The organism is Methylorubrum zatmanii (assembly GCF_014845115.1).
GTDB lineage: Bacteria > Pseudomonadota > Alphaproteobacteria > Rhizobiales > Beijerinckiaceae > Methylobacterium > Methylobacterium zatmanii.
The window spans coordinates 1-20924 of sequence record NZ_NKUI01000131.1; the positions used below are offsets into that span (position 1 = coordinate 1).

19 protein-coding genes and 1 pseudogene are annotated in these 20924 nt (G+C 69.9%); 6 read left to right on the forward strand and 14 right to left on the reverse strand.

Annotated elements, in window-relative coordinates; all coding sequences use genetic code 11:
* From MZTS_RS16200 to MZTS_RS16210, 3 genes are all read left to right on the forward strand, one after another.
* Positions 1 to 1561, forward strand: a 1561-nt coding sequence (locus tag MZTS_RS16200) for an OmpA family protein (protein WP_192284632.1), incomplete at its 5' end; no start/stop codon positions are given.
* 151 nt (positions 1562 to 1712) lie between these two features.
* Positions 1713 to 2936, forward strand: coding sequence for an MFS transporter (locus MZTS_RS16205; protein ID WP_192284633.1), 1224 nt, complete (start codon positions 1713 to 1715; stop codon positions 2934 to 2936).
* A complete protein-coding gene (locus MZTS_RS16210) occupies positions 2933 to 3706 on the forward strand; it encodes a class I SAM-dependent methyltransferase (protein WP_192284634.1) in 774 nt (257 codons plus the stop codon). The genes MZTS_RS16205 and MZTS_RS16210 overlap by 4 nt, the downstream gene beginning before the upstream one ends.
* 187 nt (positions 3707 to 3893) lie before the next feature.
* Here MZTS_RS16210 and gltX read toward each other — a convergent pair whose 3' ends face one another.
* The 7 genes from gltX to MZTS_RS16245 all read right to left on the reverse strand — a co-directional run bounded on the left by gltX (position 3894) and on the right by MZTS_RS16245 (position 11314).
* Entirely contained in the window at positions 3894 to 5243 is a 1350-nt protein-coding gene (gltX, locus tag MZTS_RS16215) for a glutamate--tRNA ligase (RefSeq protein WP_192284635.1), read from the reverse strand.
* A 51-nt stretch (positions 5244 to 5294) separates the two neighbouring features.
* On the reverse strand, positions 5295 to 7070 hold the full coding sequence (locus MZTS_RS16220; RefSeq protein ID WP_192284636.1) for a methyl-accepting chemotaxis protein: 1776 nt from the start codon (positions 7068 to 7070) through the stop codon (positions 5295 to 5297).
* Positions 7071 to 7218: 148 nt separating this feature from the next.
* A complete protein-coding gene (locus MZTS_RS16225; protein WP_192284637.1) occupies positions 7219 to 8298 on the reverse strand; it encodes an efflux RND transporter periplasmic adaptor subunit in 1080 nt (359 codons plus the stop codon).
* A complete protein-coding gene (locus MZTS_RS16230) occupies positions 8295 to 8489 on the reverse strand; it encodes a DUF1656 domain-containing protein (protein WP_009864889.1) in 195 nt (64 codons plus the stop codon). The genes MZTS_RS16225 and MZTS_RS16230 overlap by 4 nt, the downstream gene beginning before the upstream one ends.
* An 8-nt stretch (positions 8490 to 8497) precedes the next feature.
* Positions 8498 to 10414 (reverse strand): FUSC family protein, encoded by a 1917-nt coding sequence (locus tag MZTS_RS16235; RefSeq protein ID WP_246482138.1) that lies wholly within the window; start codon positions 10412 to 10414, stop codon positions 8498 to 8500.
* 125 nt (positions 10415 to 10539) lie between these two features.
* The gene (locus MZTS_RS16240) at positions 10540 to 10962 is read right to left on the reverse strand and encodes a DUF4345 domain-containing protein (RefSeq protein WP_192284638.1); all 423 of its coding nucleotides are present in this window, start codon (positions 10960 to 10962) and stop codon (positions 10540 to 10542) included.
* Between the two features lie 85 nt (positions 10963 to 11047).
* The gene (locus MZTS_RS16245; RefSeq protein ID WP_192284639.1) at positions 11048 to 11314 is read right to left on the reverse strand and encodes a hypothetical protein; all 267 of its coding nucleotides are present in this window, start codon (positions 11312 to 11314) and stop codon (positions 11048 to 11050) included.
* Between the two features lie 274 nt (positions 11315 to 11588).
* On the opposite strand from MZTS_RS16245, the gene MZTS_RS16250 reads away from it, so the two are divergent.
* The 3 genes and pseudogenes from MZTS_RS16250 to MZTS_RS25265 all read left to right on the forward strand — a co-directional run bounded on the left by MZTS_RS16250 (position 11589) and on the right by MZTS_RS25265 (position 13108).
* On the forward strand, positions 11589 to 12224 hold the full coding sequence (locus MZTS_RS16250; protein WP_192284640.1) for a glutathione S-transferase N-terminal domain-containing protein: 636 nt from the start codon (positions 11589 to 11591) through the stop codon (positions 12222 to 12224).
* Between the two features lie 271 nt (positions 12225 to 12495).
* A pseudogene (locus tag MZTS_RS25675) lies at positions 12496 to 12804 on the forward strand (hypothetical protein); the annotation flags it as partial.
* A gap of 58 nt (positions 12805 to 12862) precedes the next feature.
* Entirely contained in the window at positions 12863 to 13108 is a 246-nt protein-coding gene (locus MZTS_RS25265; protein ID WP_343068777.1) for a DUF2380 domain-containing protein, read from the forward strand.
* Between the two features lie 705 nt (positions 13109 to 13813).
* Here the strand turns inward: MZTS_RS25265 and tolB are convergent.
* The 7 genes from tolB to ruvB form a co-directional block, all read right to left on the reverse strand.
* The gene (gene tolB, locus MZTS_RS16260; protein ID WP_192284641.1) at positions 13814 to 15139 is read right to left on the reverse strand and encodes a Tol-Pal system beta propeller repeat protein TolB; all 1326 of its coding nucleotides are present in this window, start codon (positions 15137 to 15139) and stop codon (positions 13814 to 13816) included.
* 76 nt (positions 15140 to 15215) lie between these two features.
* Positions 15216 to 16592, reverse strand: a complete 1377-nt coding sequence (gene tolA, locus MZTS_RS16265; RefSeq protein WP_192284642.1) for a cell envelope integrity protein TolA — start codon at positions 16590 to 16592, stop codon at positions 15216 to 15218.
* A gap of 14 nt (positions 16593 to 16606) precedes the next feature.
* Positions 16607 to 17056, reverse strand: a complete 450-nt coding sequence (locus tag MZTS_RS16270) for an ExbD/TolR family protein (RefSeq protein WP_192284643.1) — start codon at positions 17054 to 17056, stop codon at positions 16607 to 16609.
* A 33-nt stretch (positions 17057 to 17089) separates the two neighbouring features.
* Complete coding sequence (tolQ, locus tag MZTS_RS16275; protein ID WP_192284644.1) at positions 17090 to 17806, reverse strand: protein TolQ; 717 nt, start codon at positions 17804 to 17806, stop codon at positions 17090 to 17092.
* A gap of 174 nt (positions 17807 to 17980) precedes the next feature.
* Entirely contained in the window at positions 17981 to 18421 is a 441-nt protein-coding gene (gene ybgC / locus MZTS_RS16280; RefSeq protein ID WP_192284645.1) for a tol-pal system-associated acyl-CoA thioesterase, read from the reverse strand.
* Between the two features lie 126 nt (positions 18422 to 18547).
* Complete coding sequence (locus MZTS_RS16285) at positions 18548 to 19264, reverse strand: DUF4142 domain-containing protein (RefSeq protein ID WP_192284646.1); 717 nt, start codon at positions 19262 to 19264, stop codon at positions 18548 to 18550.
* Positions 19265 to 19600: 336 nt separating this feature from the next.
* The gene (gene ruvB / locus MZTS_RS16290; protein WP_192284647.1) at positions 19601 to 20674 is read right to left on the reverse strand and encodes a Holliday junction branch migration DNA helicase RuvB; all 1074 of its coding nucleotides are present in this window, start codon (positions 20672 to 20674) and stop codon (positions 19601 to 19603) included.
* Positions 20675 to 20924 lie beyond the last annotated feature (250 nt).

Sequence of the window (20924 nt, forward strand, 5' to 3'; positions counted from 1 at the left end):
GCCCGAGGCGAACCCCGCCCAGCGCCGCGTCCCGGAAGCGCCGACGCCCCCCTCCGCGGAGCGCCCCGAGCGCCCGACGCCGCCCTCTGCCCCGAACCCGGCGCAGCCGAATCAGCCCGCAACCCCGCCGAACCAGCGGCCCGGTGTGCCCGGCCGCCCGGTCACGCCCAATGCCGAGCAGCCCGGCCGTCCCGATCAGCCGGCGACACCTCCCAACCAGCAACCGGGCGTGCCCGGCCGCCCCGTCGCGCCGAACCAGCAGCCCGGTGTTCCGGGGCGCCCGGTCCAGCCCCCCGGCACGCCGCCGAATGCCGCGCAGCCGAACCAGCCCGGTGCCGTCCCGCCCGGCCAGACCGCGCCCAACCAGACGGTTCCGGGCCAGCCCCCGCTGCCTCCGGGCGCGCAGCCAGGACAGCCGGGCACTCAGCCGGGCGGCCGGCCGGATCAGCGTGGCTTCGACGACCGCCGCGATCCGCGTCGGGACGACCGCCGCGACGATGACCGGGATGGAGACCGCTTCGACCGGCGCGGCCCGGATCGGGGTGCCGACGACCGGCGCGGCGAGCGCCGCGACCGCTTCAACGTTCCGGGGACGCCCGCCTACATTCCCGGCGGCTTCCGCGACGACGATTATCGCGTGCGCGACTACGACACCGTGCGTCGCGACCGCCGCGAATACGACGTGGACGGCCGCACCTATTACCGAGAGCCGGGCCGCATCATCGTGCGCGACCGCGACGGCTACTTCATCCGCCACGACGAGAACGAGCGCTTCCGCACGATCTACGGCGACCGCGGCTATCGCAGCGAGCGGCGCGGCGGCGAGATCTACAGCTACGTCGACAGCCCCTCGGGCGGGCAGATCGTCACCGTGGTCGACGATGACGGCCGGCTGCTGCGCCGGTCCCGGCGCTACCGCGACGGGCGCGAGGTGGTGCTGATCAACAACGTCTATGGCGGGGCGCCCCGGCCGATCTACGAGGATGTGGTGGACCTGCCGCCGCCGGACATCCGCATCCCCCGCGACCGTTACATCGTCGATTACGAGCGGGCGGACGAGCGCGCCGTCTACGAGGCGCTCTCCGCCCCGCCGGTCCAGGCGGTGGACCGGCGCTACACCCTCGATCAGGTGCGCTACAGCCCGCAGCTCCGGGCGCGGATGCCCTCGGTGGACATCAACACCATCACCTTCGACACGGGCTCCTTCACCGTCACGCCGGATCAGGCCAAGCGTCTCGCCACCATCGCCGACGCGATCAAGCGGACGATCAAGAACAACCCGCAGGAGGTGTTCCTGATCGAGGGCTATACCGACGCGGTCGGCTCCGAGATCGACAACCTGTCGCTCTCCGACCGCCGGGCGCAGTCGGTCGCCGCCGTGCTCACCCAGGACTTCCAGGTGCCGCCGGAGAACCTGACCACCCAGGGCTATGGCGAGCAGTACCTGAAGGTGAACACCCAGGAGGCCAACCGCGAGAACCGCCGCGTGACCGTGCGGCGCATCACCCCGCTGCTGCAGCAGCAGGCGGAGGGCCAGCAACAACCGGCACCGCCGCGTTAGCCGAGGCTATTGACCGCTTTTCCTTCCACGGGAAAGGGTACCGGGCGACAGGTGCGAGAGGGGCCGCCTCGGAAATGTCCGATGGCGGCCCTCCTCGCATCGACCCCTGCCGGAGCGGGGGTGAGGGCTTCGCGCCGCCAGGGATTGGGTGATGACGGAAGACAGCGACCGGTTGATCGAGGCCGGGACGCATACTTTCCGCAGGGCGACGCTGGCCCTGTTCGCGGCCGGCTTCTCCACCTTCGCGGTGCTCTACGGCGTTCAGCCACTGCTGCCGATCTTCGCCGACACCTTCGCCGTCTCGCCGGCCGAGTCGAGCCTCGCGCTCTCGCTCCCCTGCGCCACCCTCGCCGTCTCGCTGCTGGTGGTCAGCCCGCTCTCGGAGGTCTGGGGCCGGCGGCCGGTCATGGCGGCCTCGTTGTTCGCCTCGGCCCTGCTGACCATCGGCGCCGTTCTGATGCCGAGCTGGCACGGCTTCCTGGCCCTGCGCGCGCTGACCGGCATCGCCGCCAGCGGCCTGCCGGCGGTCGCCATGGCCTATCTCAGCGAGGAGATGCACGGGCGCGCCATCGGCCTGTCCATGGGGCTCCTCATCGGCGGCAACGCGCTGGGCGGCATGGTCGGCCGGCTGCTCGCGGGCGTCATCGCCGATCACGCCTCCTGGCGCTGGGGGCTCGGCACCATCGGCGTGCTGGCGCTGTTCGCCGCCGTCGCTTTCCAGTTCGCCCTGCCGGCCTCGCGCCACTTCATGGCCCACCGGATGCGCTGGCGCGAGGTGCCCGGCACCTTCACCCAGCATTTCCGCGATGCCGGCCTGCCCTGGCTGTTCCTCGAACCGTTCCTGCTGATGGGCGGCTTCGTCTGCGTTTACAACTATATCGGCTTCCGGCTGCTCGATCCGCCCTACTCCCTGAGCCAGACGGCGATCGGCCTGATCTTCATCGTCTATCTCGCCGGCACGGCGAGCTCCGCCATCACCGGCCACATCGCCGGGACGCTGGGGCGGCGCAAGGTGCTGTGGCTGGCGATCCTCCTCGGGATCGGCGGCATCGCCCTGACACTGGCTCAGAACCTGATCCTGATCATCGCCGGCATCGTCATCGTCACCGTGAGCTTCTTCGGTGCCCATTCGGTGGCGTCGAGCTGGGTCGGGCGGCGGGCCTCGCGGGACCGAGCGCAGGCTTCGGCGATCTATCTCTGCATGTATTACCTCGGCTCGTCGCTGCTCGGCACGGCGGGCGGCTGGTTCTTCCTGCATTATGGCTGGGTCGGAGTGGCGGGCTTTTTCGGCAGCCTCTATGTTGCCGCGCTCCTCGTTGCCCTGCGGCTGACGCGCCTCGCGCCGCTGCCGCTTTCGGGAGGACCGACCGGATGAGCGATCCCCACAGTCACGACGCCCAGGTCGCCGGCCAGTTCGGCGGGCGCGCCGCCGATTACGTCGCCAGCGCGGTTCACGCGGCGGGCGAGGATCTTCAGGCGCTGGCCCGGATGGGCGCTCTCCCCCATGCGGCGGTGCTCGACCTCGGCTGTGGCGGCGGTCATGTCACCTATGCCGTGGCGCCGCATGTCCGCTCCGTCACGGCCCTCGACCTGTCGCGGGCGATGCTCGATGCCGTCGAGGCTGAGGCGCGGCGGCGCGGATTGGCCAATGTCCAGACGCGGCAGGCCAGCGTCGAGGCGTTGCCCTTCCCGGATGCGAGCTTCGAGCGCGTGCTCTCGCGCTACAGCGCCCACCATTGGAGCGACGTGCCCGCGGCCCTGAGGGAGGCGCGCCGAGTGCTGAGCCCGGAGGGCCGCTTCGGCCTCGTGGATGTCGTGCATCCGGGGCCGCCATTGCTCGACACCCATCTCCAGGCCTGGGAGCTTCTGCGCGACCCCTCGCATGTGCGCGATTACGGCGAGGGGGAGTGGCGGGCCATGCTGGCGGAGGCCGGCTTCGTGCCGGGCACCCCACGGCATTGGCGCGTGCGCATGGAGTTCTCGAGCTGGATCGCCCGCATGGGCACGCCGGAGGCGAGCGTCGCCGCGATCCGGGCCCTTCAGCGGGGCGCCTCCGAGCCGGTGCGGCGCCATTTCGCGCTGGAGGAAGACGGCAGCTTCACCCTCGACGTGATGCTGATCGAGGCCGAGCCGGACGGGCTCTGACTCGCAGAGCGGATCCCGACCGCGCTGCCATCGAGATCTGCTCTAAACCCTTGTTTTGACGCGCTCTCTTGCACCGAACCGGCGTCCCCTGCGGTGGAGGGCGCTCTCAGTGTCTCTCACAAAACGCCCGCTGCGCCGTCGCGGCCAGAGAGGACACGATGCGGAATCGGGAATTTTGTGAGGCGCTCTAAGCCGCCTCTCCCGCCAGCCGCCGCGCGGCCCGATCCCGCCCGATCAACGGCAGCAGGGCGGAGAGGTCCGGGCCGTGGTCGAGGCCGGTGAGGGCGAGGCGCAGCGGCATGAACAGGGCCCGGCCCTTGGCGCCGGTCTCGGCCTTCACCGCGTCGGTCCAGGCCTTCCACGTTGCGGGGCCAAAGGGCGCCTCCGGCAGAAGGCGGGCGGCTTTGGCGATGAAATCCGCTTCCGTGATCACCGGCGTCACCGGCCCTGCCACGACCTGCCACCACGCGGCGGCCTCGTTCACCCGGCCGAGATTGGCCCGCACCGCCATCCAGAACGCCTCGCCGGCCTCTTCCGGGAGACCGAGGGCTGACAGACGCTCGCGGGCCTCGGTGAACGGCATCTCGTGGATGAGCTTGGCGTTGATCCCATCGAGTTCGGCCGGGTCGAACCGGGCGGGCGCCCGCGACAGATGGGCGAGATCGACGAGGCCGGCCAGTTCGTCGAGCGAGGCGACCGGGCGCACCGCTTCCGCCGAGCCGGTCAGCACCGCGAGCGAGCGCAAAGCGGCCGGCTCGTAGCCGGCCTCGCGCAGCGAGCGCAGGGAGAGGTGACCGAGCCGCTTCGACAGCCCTTCCCCGTCCGCCGTGGTCAGCAGGTTGTGGTGGCCGAAGGCCGGCACGGCGGCGCCGAGTGCCTCGAACAGCTGCACCTGCACGCCGGTATTCGTCACATGGTCCTCGCCACGGATCACGTGGGTGACGCCGACCTCGGCATCGTCCACCACGGAAGGCAGGGTATAAAGATAGCTGCCGTCGGCCCGCACCAGGACGGGGTCCGAGAGCGAGGCACAATCGACATGGCTCTCGCCCCGCACCAGATCGGTCCAGGCGACCACCCGGTGATCGAGTTTGAAGCGCCAATGCGGGCGCCGCCCCTCGGCTTCGTAGGCGGCGCGCTCGGCCTCGGTGAGGGAGAGCGCCGCACGGTCGTAGATCGGCGGCAGGCCGCGGCCGAGCTGGCGCTTGCGGCGGCGGTCCAGCTCCTCCGGCGTCTCGTAGCAGGGATAGAGCCGCCCCTGCGCCTTCAGCCGCTCGGCCGCCGTGTCGTACAGGGCGGTGCGCTCGCTCTGCCGGAAGAACAGGTCCGGCCGGATGCCGAGCCAGCCGAGATCCTCGGCGACGGCCGCCGCGAACTCCTCGGTGGAGCGCTCGCGGTCGGTGTCGTCGAGGCGCAGCAGGAAGCGGCCCTGCTCCCGCCGGGCGAACAGGGCGTTCAGCAGCGCCGGACGGGCATTGCCGATATGCAGGAAGCCGGTCGGCGAAGGGGCGAAGCGGACGAGGGGAGAGGCGGCCATGCTGCCGCTCTACCCAATTTTTCGGGCGACCGCATCGGTCGAAGTGGACGGTCAGGCCGCGCGGCGCCGCGTGACGAGATCCGGGAGAAGCGGGTCTTGCCCTGTCTGCGCCCGATAGGCGGCGGCAAGCTCCGGGGTGCCCCGCAGGTTGCCCGGCTCGTCACGGTAGCTGCCGGAGCCCGCGACCGGACTGCCCTGCCAGCGGCGCTCGATCACGGCCCGCTCGGCCGTGCCGATGAAGCCGTCGAGGAAGGCATCGACCGCCATCAGCAGGCGGCAGGAGGACGGGTGGTCGGCGACCGCCGCCGCGTAGAACCAGGGGGCAGGCGCGATGTTGCCCGGCAGGATCTCGATGCGACCGCGCCAGGGGCTGTCGGGGCTGGTGCAGGCCCAGTGCATGATCGGCGCATCGACGGCGAAGGCATCGACCACGCCATCCGCCAGCGCGTCGTGGATGCGTCCCTGATCGGTCATCGGAAGCAGGCTGCCGAGAGTGGCGACGCGCCGACCCTTGACCGAGAGGTTGTCGCCCCAGCGCAGCCCGGCGGCCTCCAGCGTGGCGTAGGCGCTCGGATCGTTGATGATGCCGAGGGTTCTGCCCTCGAGGTCGGCGAGGCCGCCGATCCGCGTGTCTCCCGTCCGCCGGGCCAGCACGTAGGGCAGGTAGGTATAGGCCCGCGAATAGGCGACGCCCTCGAAGGCCGCGCTCGGCGGCAGGGCCGACCAGACGATATCCGCCGGCGCCTCGCCGGGATGGCGGCCGGCCTCCAGCAACTCGGTGCAGGCGTCCCACGCACATTCGACGAAATCGGCCGTCACGCCGAGATGGCGGGCGAAGGCCTGGGCGTAGTCGACATCGAGGCCGATCAGCGGGCTGCCCTCGCGCTGCCGGAACGACAGGCCCTTGAAGGCCGGCTCGATGGCGATCCTCAAGGTGCCCCTGGCGAGCACAGCGTCGAGGCGGTCGAAGCCGGCCTGACGGCGCGGAAGGCCGTGGCGGGTGAGGTCGGGCGCCGGGCCGCCGCGCGCGGCGTCGAGCCCTTCGACGGACAGGGCCAGGGCGCGACCGGCCTTCGCCTCCGTCCGGTCGAGGCAGGCCTGCATCGCCCCGAGCGCCTCGTTGATCGAGGCGTTGCTCGCGCTGATCGCCGCGAGTTCGGTGCCGACCCCGCCCAGGAGCGCCTCGATCCGGTCGGCGGTCGTCCTGACCGCGCTGCCGAGGGCCTGCAAAGCGGTGTCGGTGGAGTGGCGCAGGGCGTGAAGCTCGGCGCGCACGTCGGAGAAATCGATCGCGCCACCGATCTGGCGGGCACTCTCGCGGGTCTGGTCGGCCAAGCTGCGGACCTCGGCGGCGACGACGGCGAAGCCGCGGCCATGCTCTCCCGCCCTGGCCGCCTCGATGGTCGCGTTGAGGGACAGCATGCGTATCGTGGCGCCGATCCGGTCGATGGTCAGGGCCGCCCGCGCGGCCTCCGTCGCCTTCTCGTCGATCCGCCCGCCGATCCGGCCGATCTCGGCGGTGACGGTCTCCATCGCCCGCGTCACCGCGCCGACCAATTCGCTCCGCAGGCGTTCGGCGGTGGCGGTCGCCGTGTCACGGCCAACGCTGCCGCGGGTGGCGGCGAGGGAGGCGTCCACGCCGCGGCTCTGACGCCGGATCTCGCGGGTGAAGCTGCTGGCTTGGCCGTTCGTCCGAACCGCGTGACGGAGCAGGCTGCCGACCCCTTCCAGAGCACTCTCCGAAGGAGACAGGTCTACCGTCTCCGAACCTTCTACCCGCATCGACTGCGCTTCCCTCACGCCATGAGCCGCCCCGGTGCGCAGCATTCGATCCGATCCGACTTAAACTCTCATGAAATCCGCTCGATAAAGTTGACGGTATCGGCAGCATTGTCCGCGCAATGATGAGGCTTGAAGCCTCTATTGCAGCATCCGCGCCGTTTGTTTGTGCAAGGTCTGTGCAGTGTCGGCCGCCTCATCGGCCCACTTCTTCCGGCCCTTCCCGTTGGCCGGTCCCGAGGACTCTGTCTCGCACCGACGTCACCCAATGTGGCTCCCTGCCCCGGCCGTCGCCGATGACCACCGTGGCGGTCATGCCGGCCACCAGGGTCACCTCCGGCGGCACGTGATCGATGCGGATGCGCACCGGCACCCTCTGGGCGAGGCGCACCCAGGTATAGACCGGATCGACATTCGGCAGGCCCTGGGTGCTCGGTGCGGCGTTGGCGGTGGAGATGCCGAGCGTCAGGCTCTCGACCGTGCCGCGCAGGGATTGTCCGTAGCCCATCAGCGACATCTCGGCGGGGGCCCCGACCCGGATATGCGCCATCTTGGTCTCTTCGAAATAGCCGTCGATCCAGAAGGAATCGGTGTCGATCACCCGGATGTTGGCGGTGCCGGTCTGGGCGTAGTCGCCGACCCGCAGCAGCAGGTTGGTCACCCGCCCGTTGACCGTCGAGCGCACCTGCGTGCGCTCCAGGTTCTTCTTCGCCTGGGACAGTTGCGATTTCGCGGTCTCCAGGGCGGCCTCGGCGATCTTGGCCGTGCCCGCATATTGCTGCTTCTCCTCGACCGAGGTCGAGATGGTGGACAGCGCTGCCCGGCGGGCAGCCTGCGCCTGCTTCACCGAAAGGTCGGCCTCGCGGTTCTTGATCTCGGCCTCGGCCGAGGCGACGGCTTCCTGATAGTCGAACGGATCGATGACGTAGAGGATGTCGCCCCTCTTCACCTCCTGGTTGTCGGCGACCCGCAGCTCGACGATGGTGCCGGCCACCTGCGGGGCGATGTTGGCGACCTGGACCCGCACGCGGCCGTCGCGGGTCCAGGGTGCGGTCACGTAGAACTGCCACACCACGGCGGCGGCCACGACGGCGAGGGTGAGGATCGCCGCCGTCGCGACGAGGCGCAGCAGGCGCCCGAAGCGGAGGCGCCGGCCGGATGCCGGCCGCTTGGCCGCGCGGGCCGCCTGCGCCGGGGACGGCTCGTCGGACGGGGGCTCGTCGGAGGGCGTCCGGTCCTGCGGGCGATCGTCGGCAGCGGCGTCGTCGTTCTTCACAGCAGCACCACGACCAGAGCGAGGATGCAGACATAGATCCCGGCTTCGGCCAGAGGCGGGTTGGCGACGAAGCGCCCGAACCGGATCCAGCGGAACACGATCCGCAAGGCCACGAGGATCGCGAAGGCGATCAGCGCGTCGGCGACGAAGGGCGAGACCAGGATCCCGCCGAGGGTGAGGTCGTGATGCATCCGGTGGTCTAGAAGCTCGGGAGGGACAGGCGCCGGAAGAAGCGCCCGTGACGCCTGATAACGCGCGAGGCGGTCGCGAGGTCGGTGGCGGCGCGCGCCAGCATCAGGCGCATGTCGCGCTCCCGCGCCGGCGCCTCGGCGATCAGATCCTGCGCCGCGCGGTCGAGGGCGGGAGAGCGTCCGGCGGCGAGGGCCTCCCGCGCCCGCCCGATCAGCGGCACGAGCGGGCTCACCCCGCCCAGCTGCCGCAACTGCGCGTGCGCCCTCGCGGCGGCGGCCTCCACCTGGGCCAGGGCGAAGGCGTGGTGCAGGCTCGCCCGGCGCACCGCGCCGCTGCCTGAGTTCCAGGCGGAGAACTGGAACAGGCGGTCCGCATTCAGGCTGGTGCGGGTCGTGGCGTCGCCCCCCTCCCCCGCGAGGGCTCCGGCGAGGTCGCGCCGAGCCTCCTCCAGGGCGAAGGCGCGGTGCTGCGAGGGCGAGATCGGCAGGACGAGCCGCACGGTCAGGAACAGGATGACCGCCGCCATGACCACCAGCAGCGCGTTCATCAGGAAGGTCTGCGGGTCGTAGGATTGCGGGTTCTCCGGCGCCATCAGCGCGGGAAAGAACACGATGGTGATGAAGCCGACGGTGAAGGTCGGCGGGTTGAGCGACAGCAGGCAGCCGAGAGCGATCACCGGGGCCATGGCGATGGCGAGCAGGGGAAATCCCTGCGCCCCGTTGAGCATCACGAACAGGGTGAACCCGGCGCAGAGGGCCGCGAGAGGCATCCCGATCAGAACCCCCTGCGCGAATTTACGCGGGTCGGGCGTGACCGAGGAGAGCGCGCAGGTTGCCGCGACCTGCACCAGGGCGAAGGAGGATTGCGGCAGCCCGGCCAGGACGAAGAACCCGGCGGTGAGTCCGAAGGCGATCATCACCCGCAGGGCACCCCGCACGGCGACCTGAAAGTCACGATGGGTCGGCAGGGCGATGTCGCGCAAGGGCTTGTGCCCGTCGCCGAGGGCGCGCACTCCGTCCTCGGCAAAGGTTGCGGCATTGACGACATCGAGGGCCCGCTGCAGCGCCATGATCGCGTCGAGGGAGCGGCCCCCGTCGCGCAGGCCCGCATCCACGAGGTCGCGCAGGCGCTCGCCGGCGCGGGTGAGGGCCTCCGCTCGCGCGCCCTCCCCCTCCGAGACCGCTCGCAGGGCCAGGGCATGAGCCTCCCGCACCAGCGCATCGGGCTCGGGAAGGCGGCCCATCGCGGCGGTCAGGGCCCGGCTGGCCGCCGCCAGCACGTAGAGGGCGGCGATGGCGCTGCGGGCCCCGGCGGCCCGGTGAACGCCGTCATCGAGCTCCCCGGCGATGGCATTCGCATCCGCCCGCATCGGGGCAATGCGCCCGATCAGGGCGGCCGTGCGTTCGGGGCCGGGATCGCCCGCGGTCAGGCTCTCGCGGGCGAAGGCCTTGGCCGCCGCCTGCGCCTCCGTCAGACGCGGAAGCAGGGAATGCCACGTGCTCGGCGAGGCCAGCGCATCGTTGATGAAGGTGATCGCGACGATGCCGACGGTGATCGCCGCGATGCGGCCGATGGCGGCGTCGAAGGTCGTCTGCGGCGCGTCGATATGGGCGATGGCGACGATCGCCACCGTGTAGCCGGAGAGCATCGCCCCGTAGGCGCGGGTATCCTGCAGGAACTGCGCGACGAAGACGCAGAGGCCGAGCCAGCAGGCGAAGCCGACGAGCAGCAGAACCCGGTCCTGCCCGAACAATCCCATCAGGACGATGGCGACGATGCCGCCGACGAGTGTGCCGAGGAAGCGGTAGCCGGCCTTCGAGAGGGCCTGCCCTCGCTTCGGCTGGGCGAGGATCGCCACGCAGACCGCCGCCGAGGACGCGCTGTCGAGCTGGAGCCAGAAGGCCGCGTAGAGCGCCAGGATCATGGCGAGCCAGATCCGCAGGGCGAAGGCCCAGGCGGCGGGCTTCGGCACCCACCGGTCGATGGCATCGAGCAGGCGCCCGCCGAGGCTCGCGCCGCCGGTCCCCGCTCCCTCGGTCGCCGCCCTGCTCACCGGCCCGCCCGGGCGTCGAGGGCCGCATCCCGGGCGAGGCCGGCGATCCGCGTCTGCCACAGGCAGAGCAGCGGCGCGACCACGAGCTCGACGACCAGGGCGGCGAGCATGGTCAGCGAAGGCACCCCGGTGAGGTAGAGTCCGAGCAACCGCGCAAGGCCGCCGAGCACCACCACCAGGGTCAGGAACCGGAACAGGGTGGTTTTGCCCTCGATGCCGGGCACGCAGGTGAGGAACAGGATGCCGAGGCCGGTCAGCAGGCCGGACAGGTAGCGGAAATGGCTGTCGGCCGAAACGTTGACGGGTGTGCCGCCGCCGATTCCGTCGATGCCGAACAGAACGCCATAGAGGCCCGCCACCACGGGCAGGATCGCGGCGACCGCCACCGTCCGCTGCAGGATGCGGCGTTCACGCTCCATCTCGATCAAGCTCCCGGCACGAACAGGTCGGCGGGCCAACACGGCCGGGGCCGTTCGGTTCACCCACGGCCGCGCGAAGGCAGGATCAGGCCTTCTGTTCCTTCAGGCGCTTGACGCACTTGCTGTAATATTGCGGCCATTTCGGACCTTGAGCCGATTTCTCGGCGGCCGAGAGCGCGCGCCACTCGGCGCCGCACTTCTTCTGCCGCTCCCGGGCGGCGGATTGGGCGACGCTCGGCTCCTTCGCCGTTTCCTTGGCGGTCGGCGCGGCCCAGGCCTCCTTGGCCGTGCCGGCCTGCGCGAAGAGGAGCGGGGCAGCCAAAGCGGCCACGGCGAGGAGACGAGAGAGCATCGGACAACTCCGGTGGGCGGATTCGGCATGTTGGCCGTCCGGGGGGCATCACAGCCGTATCGGCCGCCAAAGAGCAAGCGGGCAACGCAACTTGCACACGACTGTCATCGGGCGGCCCTGATGCCCTGCGCCGGGCGAGCCGGGAGCGCGGCGCAGGATCGCTTTCGCGTAGATCGCCCCGCCGGGCGGCATCGTTCCGCTTGAGGCGCCGGGCCGATCCGCGCTACGTCATCGGAGAGGTTGGGCGCGGGCCCGCTTTCCCCGGGATGACAGCATGGCGGTCACGACGGCGCAGCCGATCGACCTTTACACCTGGAGCACGCCGAACGGGTGGAAGATCCCGATCATGCTCGAAGAGTGCGGGCTGCCTTACCGCGTCAGGCCGGTGAATATCGGCAAGGGCGAGCAGATGGCGCCCGACTTCCTCGCGATCTCGCCCAACAACAAGATCCCGGCCATCGTCGATCCGGACGGTCCGGGCGGCGCGCCGATCTCGGTGTTCGAATCCGGCGCGATCCTGCAATATCTCGGCCGCAAGACCGGTTGCCTCTATCCCGCCGACGAGCGCGCCCGCACGGCGGTGGACGAATGGCTGTTCTGGCAGGTCGGCGGCCTCGGGCCGATGCTGGGCCAAGCCCATCATTTCCGGATCTACGCGCAGGACAAGATCCCCTACGCCATCGCGCGGTTCACGGAGGAAGCCAAGCGGCTCTACGGCGTCCTCGATCGGCGCCTCGCCGACCACGAATATCTCGCGGACAGCTATTCGATCGCCGACATCGCCGCGCTGACCTGGGCGAAATTCCACGAGAAGCAGGGGATCGACGTCGCCGAGCTGCCGAACGTGCGCCGCTGGCTCGATGCGCTGCTCGCCCGTCCGGCAGTGCAGCGCGGCCTCGCTGCGATCTGAGAGCCGTTCGAGCAAGCTGGTTCGGTAAGACCCTCGTCCTTCATGCCGAGGCGGCCCGCCCTCGCTCAGAGTGCCTCACAAAACTTCCGATTCCGCATCGTGTGCTCTCTGGCCGAGGCGCGGGGCGGGAGCTTTGGGAGAGACAAGCGGAGGCGGGCAACCCGCGAGCCGGCGCCTGCTGGGGGGAGCGTCGCGCCGGCCCGCGAGCCTGTCCGTCACCTCGGGAGGCGGGGACAGTCGAAGCAGTTTCCGGGATGATTGATGCTGGTTTGTGTCCGCTCTCGGCCCAACGGCGTCGCCGACGCTCGAGACAAAGCCATCCGGCCGACATTGTCCCGTCAGGCCACTCCCCTTCACGGCGGGGCGACGGGAAAACGCTGATGAGCCGGATCGACAGGCGGTCCCTCAGCGTCCGAGTGGTTACCAGCGGAGCCGGGCTCTATGCTTCCCTCGCCCAGCCGAGCCTGAGAAGAGGGCGATCTTCGATTTCCAGTTCGCCCGCGGCGCACCGACCGAGCCGAGCGAGGCCGAGCTCGCACGGCTGAAGCACACCAGCGAGACCCTGCGCGCCCTCCTGACCGAGAGCGGCCGCTACGCGATCGTCTCGACCGATCCCGTGCGGGCTGAGGTCGCCGAGAGTGCCATCTGCGGGCAAGCAATGGCTGCGCCGAGGAATTCGCCAGACGGCTCGGAGACCGGCCGCCATCGCCGGCGAGGTTCAGAAGGTCTCGAACCTCATCCTCAGCATCGATGGCCCCGTGAAGCCCCTCGCAGCCGGCGTGCCCGAGCAGGCCTACAGTGTCGATCGGCGCGGCAATACCGACGGATCCTCCGATCGCGCCATCCACTACCTCGTCAAGACCCGCCTCCTGGGCGGCCGCTGACCCTTGGCGCCGGGGAATTTCCACGCCCGCAAACACGCTTTCGCGCGGCTCGACTTAAGTCATTGCCGACAAACGATTTTGGTGGCGAAGATCGATGTCGGGCGAAAAACAGTCGGCTTGGCGGCAAATTCCCGCTTGACGACCCGCCAATAGGGTCGCAGTCTATCCCGGTGCTTCGCAGTCGCAAGCACATCGGTCAACAAACTCTGTTGTCCGCACAGAGTTTGTTGGTGAAAGCTGGAGGAGACTGGGATGACTCCACCGCAGCACGAAGCCGCGAGGATGGCCTGAGAACCGTTCGGTCTCAGGCTGAGTGGCCCGCCACGAACACCGGACGGAAGCGGATCCCTAGGGGCGCAGAAGCGGCCGACACGGCGCGACTTCGAACACGCATCAGCCCCACCTGCGGACCGCTTCCGCCGCGGTTTCTTGTGATCGGTAAAGGTTTTGCGCCGTGCAAGCCCGTCGGGCTCGCGCGGGGTTTGTCGTTCTGTGCTCCAAAGGCGTGCCGGCGGCGCGCTTTTGGCGGAGAGAGTAGCATCCGTTGAGAATGTGCCGGGCGCCGAGGGAAAGCCGGAGAAAAGCTTGACCTGACGGGCGAGCAGGCTGCTGGAACAGACGATGTCGCGCTGCCAAGCCCGCAGCTGGGCTCGAGGCTCGGTCCATCGTCCCGGAGACGGGTTCCGGGACGATGCGTCGGGCCGGCTACTTCCCCGACAGCAGCGGCGACCAGGTCGGGTCCGAGGCGAAGGACGGGGTCGGGACCGGCTGTTCCACCTTGCCGGTGATGTCGACCATGTAGAGCTTGCCGCCGCCCTGGCCGCCGGGATCGCGGAAGAACATCACGTACTGGCCGTTGGGCGCGAAGGTCGGGCTCTCGTTGTGGAAGCCCTCCGTGAGCACCCGCTCGCCCGAGCCGTCCGGCTTCATGACGCAGATGGCGAAGCCGCCCTTGCGCTGGCGGGTGAAGGCGATGAGGTCGCCACGGGGCGACCAAGCCGGCTGCGACGCCGCTCCCTCCCCGAAGGAGATGCGGCGGGCGTTGGAGCCGTCCGCCCCCATCACGTAGATCTGCTGCGAGCCGCCGCGGTCGGATTCGAACACGATCTGGCTGCCGTCCGGCGAGTAGGACGGCGAGGTGTCGATCGCCAGCCCCTGGGTGATCGGATGCTGCGCCTTCGAGGCGATGTCGACGGTGACGATGTCGGCATTGCCGCCCTGCTGCACGCTCATCACCAGCCGGCGCCCGTCGGGCGAGAAGCGCGGGCTCGCGCTCATGGAGGCGAAGTTGCCGACCGTCTGGCGCTTGCCGGTCTCGAGGTCGATCATCTGCACCTTGGGCTGCTGACCCGTGGCCTGGGTCATGAAGGCGATCTCCTGACCCGCCGGCGAGTAGCGCGGCGCGACCACGGAGGCATCGCCGCTGGTGAGCGCGCGGACATTGGCACCGTCCTGATCCATCACCATCAGGCGCTTGCGGCGGCTCTCCTTCGGGCCGGATTCATCGACATAGGCCACCCGGCTGTCGAACCAGGGGCCGAGGCCCGTGATCTTGGTATAGACCGCGTCCGAGACGAGATGGCCCGTCCGGCGGGCATTGGCGACGTCGGTGCCGTATTGCTGGCCGGTGATCTGCTGGCCCGAGGCGACGTCCCACAGGCGGAACGCCACGGTCAGCCGGCCGGCGGCGTCGCGCCCGACCCGGCCGGTCACCAGCGCCTGGACGCCGGCGCTCTTCCAGGCCTCGAAATTCGGGGCCGCGTCGAAGCTCGGGTTCTCGGGGAAGCGGCCCTTCTCCAGCGGTGTGAAGTAGCCGGAGCGGCGCAGGTTGTTGGTGATGACGCCGGAGACCAGCGTACCGAGACTGGCATCGCCGGCGAAGTCGGCGACGGCGATCGGCATCGGCTGGAAGGCGCCGCTGCCGATGCGGAGCTGCAGCTGCGCCCGCGCCGGGGTTGCGGCGGGCAACGCGAGGGCGAGGACGCCGAGGGCGGCCGCGAGGCTGCGCCGGGTGAAGGCTGTTCCAAGCATGGGGAAGTCCGGATATGTCAGGGGGTGCTGATGGAGAGGCCGCCGAGGCGGCGCGACGGAGGGGGCCGAGCCGCGATCACACGGGCGAGAATTCGAACTCGGCGTTGATGGCCTTCCAGTCGTTGTAATACGGCGCGTATTGCGCCGGGATCTTGTAGGGCGCGCAGCGGCGCACCGCCCGGAGCGCGGCCTGGGCGATCGATTGATCGACCGAATTCGAGCCCGACCGCATCACCCGCGGCTCCGTGGTGAGGGAGCCATCCGGGTTCAGGCGGATGTCGAGCATCGGCAGCACGACTCCTTGCGTCGCGCCGGGCGGCGCCGAATAGCACCGTTCGATCTGCTGCTGCAGCATCCCGACGAGGGCATCCCGCAGGGACGGCGAGAGTTTTTGCGCATTGCCGGTCGCCGCCCCGAGGGAGGCGGTGCGCTGCACCTCGCGGCCGGTCGCGCCGGTCGATTGCGAGGGCGCCTTCGAGGCGAGCGTCTGGCGGATGTCGCCGGGGCTGAACTTGTTGGCGAGTTCGGCCTGCTGGCGTGCCTTGGCCTCGGCATCGGCCTTGGCTTTCGCCTCGGCCATCGCCTTCGCCTTGGCTTTCGCGGCGGCCTCGGCCTTGGCCTTCGCCTCGGCTTCCGCCTTGGCCTTGGCTTCGGCGACCTGCTTGCGGTGCTCGGCTTCCGCCTCGGCCTTTGCCGCCGCTTCCGCCTTGGCTTTCGCTTCGGCCTCGGCTTTGGCGTGGGCCTCGGCGTCCGCCTTGGCTTTTGCCTCAGCCTTGGCTTTGGCCTCGGCACGCGCCTTGGCCTTGGCTTCCGCAGCCTTGGCGGCGGCCTCGGCCTCCGCCTGTTCGCGCTCGATCAGCTTCTGGAGTTCTTCGCGCTTCTCGGCCTCCGCCTTGGCCGCGGCCGCCTTGGCCTCGGCGGCCTTGGCCGCTTCCGCCTTCGCAGCCTCGGCCTTGGCGGCGGCCTCGGCCTTCGCTTTGGCTTCCGCCTTGGCCTTGGCCTCCGCGGCTTTCGCCGCCTCCGCCTTGGCTGCTTCGGCCTTCGCGGCTTCTGCCTTGGCCGCAGCGGCCTCCGCCTCTTCCTTCACCGGATCGGCGGTGTCGGCCCGCAGCGGCATGGCGTCCACGGCCGCGAGCTTGGTCTCGGCGGTGCGCGTCGGCGCGGCGGGTGCGTCGGTCTTGGCGTTCTCGGGCTCGCGCTGTTCGAGCTTTTCCGACACGCGGTCGGCCCGGTTCGGGTTCTTCTCGGGCTTTTCCGCGTTGCGCTCGCCCCGGGTCAATTCCGAGAATTGCTGCTCGGTCAGCACCTCGACCGGCACGCCCTCCTGCGCGTCCGGCAGGGCCGGCGCGGCGACCGCGAACAGGGCAGCCGCCAGCACCGCGGCATGGGCCGCGGCCGAGATCCACACGCCCGGTTCGCGGCGGTTGAAAGACTCAGGCCAGCGCAGAGCCACGATGCTTCGCTCCGCTAATTCGATTCCGGTTCGGTCACGAGGGCGACTTTCTTGAAGCCGCCGCCGGTCACGATCGCCATCACCTGCGCGACGCGGCCGTAATCGACCCGCTTGTCGCCCCGGACGAACACGCGCTCCTCGGTGCCGGTCTTCGCGGTCTGCATGAGCTGGGGCACGATGTCGTCGTCCTTCAGCTCGCTCTCGCCGAGATAGACCTCGCCGGTGCGGCGGATCGAGAGCGTGATCGGCTTCACGTCAGAATTGAGCGGGCTCGCCTTCGATTGCGGCAGGTCGAGGGGCACGCCCACCGTCATCATCGGCGCCGCGACCATGAAAACGATCAGCAGCACCAGCACGACGTCGATGAACGGCGTCATGTTGATCTCGTTGATGGCGCCGTGCCCGCGCCGGCCGCGGCGGCGGCGCTTGCCGCCACCCTGGGCGGCCCCCTGCGTCATGGCCATGAGGCTTGCTCCCGCTTCAACCCGGAACGGCGGTCAGGCGGCGAGCGACAGGCGCTCGTCGATCTGGCGCGAGAGGATGGCCGAGAACTCGTCGGCGAAGCCTTCGAGCCGCGACTGCGACTTGGCGACCGAGGCCTGCAGCTTGTTGTAGGCGAGCACCGCCGGGATCGCGGCGAACAGGCCGATGGCGGTGGCGAACAGGGCCTCCGCGATGCCCGGCGCCACCACGGCCAGCGAGGTGTTCTTCGAGGCCGCGATCGAGGTGAAGGCGGTCATGATGCCCCAGACCGTGCCGAACAGGCCGATATACGGACCGGCCGAGCCGATCGAGGCGAGGAACAGCAGGCGCGAATCGAGCCGCTCGACCTCGCGCTGGATCGTCACGTCGAGCACCTTGTCGATGCGCTGGGACAGCGAGTGGATCTGCCGGCCCGAGCCTTCGAACGAGCGTTTCCACTCGCGCATGGCGGCGACGAACAGGGCGCCGAGGCCGGTGGGCTGGCGGTCGTTGAAGGAGCGGTAGAGTTCCTCCAGCGAGCGGCCGGACCAGAACGCCTCCTCGAAGGCGTCCATCTCGGCTTCCGTGCGGCGGAACAGCAATGTCTTGTCGACGATGATCGACCAGCACCAGATCGAGGCGCCGAGCAGGCCCATCATCACGATCTTGACGACGAAATGGGCCTGCCAGAACAGGCCGAACAGGCTCATATCGACGGCGGGCGCGGCCTGCATGGCATCGGCTGGGTTCATCGAACGATCCTCGCGTCGTCAGGGCCGCGCGGCGGCGCGCCGGACTGCCGACTGATCCTTTGAGCGATGAGGCTTGAGATCACTCGCGAATCTGTCGAAAGTAAGGGTCGCGCCAAAGCCTCTTCCGAGGCAGGCGGGCGGCCCTCGCAAGGAATGTTTAAGCGCCTGTCAGGGTTAAGGATCGGTTTCTTCGCCGCGCTGCGGCGGCGCCAGGGCCCGACGAAGCGCGTCGGGCAGGCGGATCGCCCGGCCGTTCTTGACGCAGGCCACCACCACCTCGGCCCGCACCAGCAGTTCCTCGCCGCGGCGCACTTCCTGCGCGAGGTGCATCGACGCGCCCCGTAATGCGCTCGACCAGGTCAGCACGTCGATCCAATCGTCCATGCGGGCGGGCTTGAGGAAGTCGAGGCTCATCTTGCGCACGACGAAGACGAGGCCGGCCCCTTCCGCGTGCATGTCCGATTGGTCACCCGCCAGCGACCGCAGCAATTCGGTGCGCCCGCGCTCCATGAAGCGCAGATAGCTCGCGTGATAGACGAAGCCGGAAAAGTCGGTGTCTTCGTAGTAGATGCGCACCGGGAGCCGGTGCGCGTCGGCGTGATCGGTCGGATCCATGGCAGCCCGGGCGCGAGGGATGCCGGTGTTTAAAGCCTCCCGCCCGGCGTGGCGAGGGTCCGCCCCGGATGAAGCGAGGGCCGCCCCGGGGGAGCGGCCCTGCTGGTGTCTCACGAGGCGATGCGATCAGCCGCCGATGCGGTTGGCCAGGCTCGCCGAGTGGGCGTGCTCGTCGGCGATGTAGGGGAGAGCCTCGTTGGCGAAGGTACGGCCGGCGGCGCTGTCGCCGTTGCGGGCATAGGTGTCGTAGAGTGCGAGGGTCCGGGCGTCGGAGCGGGCCTGCTGACCGACATAAGTCCGGTCGAACTCGCGGGCGCTGCGGGCGGATTTCAGGCGCTCCAGACGGGCCTGACCCTGCGGACCGAGGGCGACGCGGCGGCCGGGTTCGGCCGGGCTGTTATCGACGATGCCGACACCGCCGAGCACGCCGCCGACGATGCTGGTGCCGAGATTGGCGGCCAGGGTCACCGGTGCCAGCACCACACCGACCGGATTGTCGAGGCGGGTCGGGATGCCCTGCTGATCGGAGACGACGCGGCCGGAGGCGGTCAGCGACGTGCCCTCGGGCAGCAGCGCCCGGGTGGTGGCCTCACGCTCGACCAGCACCCGGTTGGCGTAGTTGCGCACCTGCGGGTTGCGCGACCGCTCGAGGGCGATGCGGCTCGCCTCGATGCTGGCGGCATCCGAGCGCAGCGCCTCGGCGCGGAAATCCGGGGTCGATCTGCCGGCGGCGCCGATCGGCGCCTCGGAGCCGATGCGAAGCGGCAGGGCATCCTGGGCCAGGGCGGGGGTGGCGAGGGCGGCGACGGACAGGCCGAGAGCAGCCAGGACGGTCGTCTTCATGGCGGAAACTTCCTCGAAAATCGTGCGGTGATCGTTCGATGGGCCGGCGCTCGCGGGGAGCGTGGTCGCGCTTCCAACTTGTGCGCAGCATTCCTGTTCCGCATGCGCGCCGATCTGTGATCACAGGACGCGATGCGCGCCGAGGCGGCTCAGCTTGTGCGCGGCTGGAGCCGAGAAGAATTTAACTGCAATGGTTTGGCTGGACGGAACGATCTGAGCGGCATAGCCGGCCACGAGGCTCGATGTGTTTCCCGAAGCCCGCATCGCGCCAGGATTGGGAAAGCAGATATGCGTTATGCGCATATCGAGGGCGCCGCATCACGCCCGCGAGAGACGTCAGGCCTCCGGGTCGTCGCCGGCCGAGAACAGGCCGAACTGGGTGCCGGGGTCGCGGCGCGGCTCGGCGAAGCCCATGTGGCGGAAGGCGTGGGGCGTCAGCACCCGCCCGCGCGGCGTGCGCTGCACGAACCCCTTCTGGATCAGGTAGGGCTCGATGATGTCTTCGATGGCGTCCCGTGGCTCCGAGAGCGCGGCGGCGATGGTCTCGATGCCGACCGGGCCGCCGCCGAAGGAGCTGGCGATCAGGGTGAGGTACTTCCGGTCCATCACGTCGAGGCCGACGGGATCGACGTCGAGCATCTGCAGCGCCCGGTCGGCGATGGCGCGGCTTACCGTCTGCGCCTCCTCGACGATGGCGAAATCCCGCACCCGGCGCAGCAGGCGGCCGGCGATGCGCGGCGTGCCGCGGGCGCGCTTGGCGATCTCGTTGGCGCCCTCCTCCGACATGCCCAGCCCGAGCACCCGCGCGCCCCGGCGGACGATGAGTTCGAGTTCGTCGATCTCGTAGAATTCCAGACGGATCGGAATACCGAAGCGGTCGCGCAACGGGGTGGTGAGCAGGCCGGCGCGGGTGGTGGCGCCGACGAGGGTGAATTTCGGCAGCTCGATCTTCACCGAGCGGGCGGCCGGCCCCTCACCGATGATGAGGTCGAGCTGGTAATCCTCCATCGCCGGATAGAGGATCTCCTCCACCGCCGGGTTGAGCCGGTGGATCTCGTCGATGAACAGCACATCGCGCTCTTCCAGATTGGTGAGCTGCGCGGCGAGATCCCCGGCCTTGGCGATGACGGGACCCGAGGTCGAGCGGAAATTCACGCCGAGTTCGCGGGCGACGATCTGCGCCAGCGTCGTCTTGCCGAGGCCGGGAGGACCGACGAACAGGACGTGGTCGAGGGCCTGCCCGGTCTTCTTGGCGGCCTCGATGAAGATCTGCATGTTGGCCCGCGCCGCCCGCTGGCCGATGAACTCGGCCAGGCTCAGGGGCCGGATCGACTGATCGACGTCGTCCGGCCGCTGCTCGGGATTCAACAGGGTCTTGCCGGACGGTCTCGAGGGTCTGTCTGCGCTCACGTCGGTCTCGCGGGGCGGCCAATGGCCTTCGCGTTTTGCACATCCGACGCGCCCGCACCACCGCAGGGGCGCGACCCCGCGACAAGGAGAAGCGATTGAGGGGAGCGAACTCGCAACGCGGCCCGAAAAGGCGCCGCGAAGACGCGACGCACGGAAACGACCTGCGGCGGCACATCCCGACCTGCGGCCCCGCAGCGACTTGGTAACCAAGCCAGCGGATGATCCGGCGGTGCACCCGACGAGATCCGCG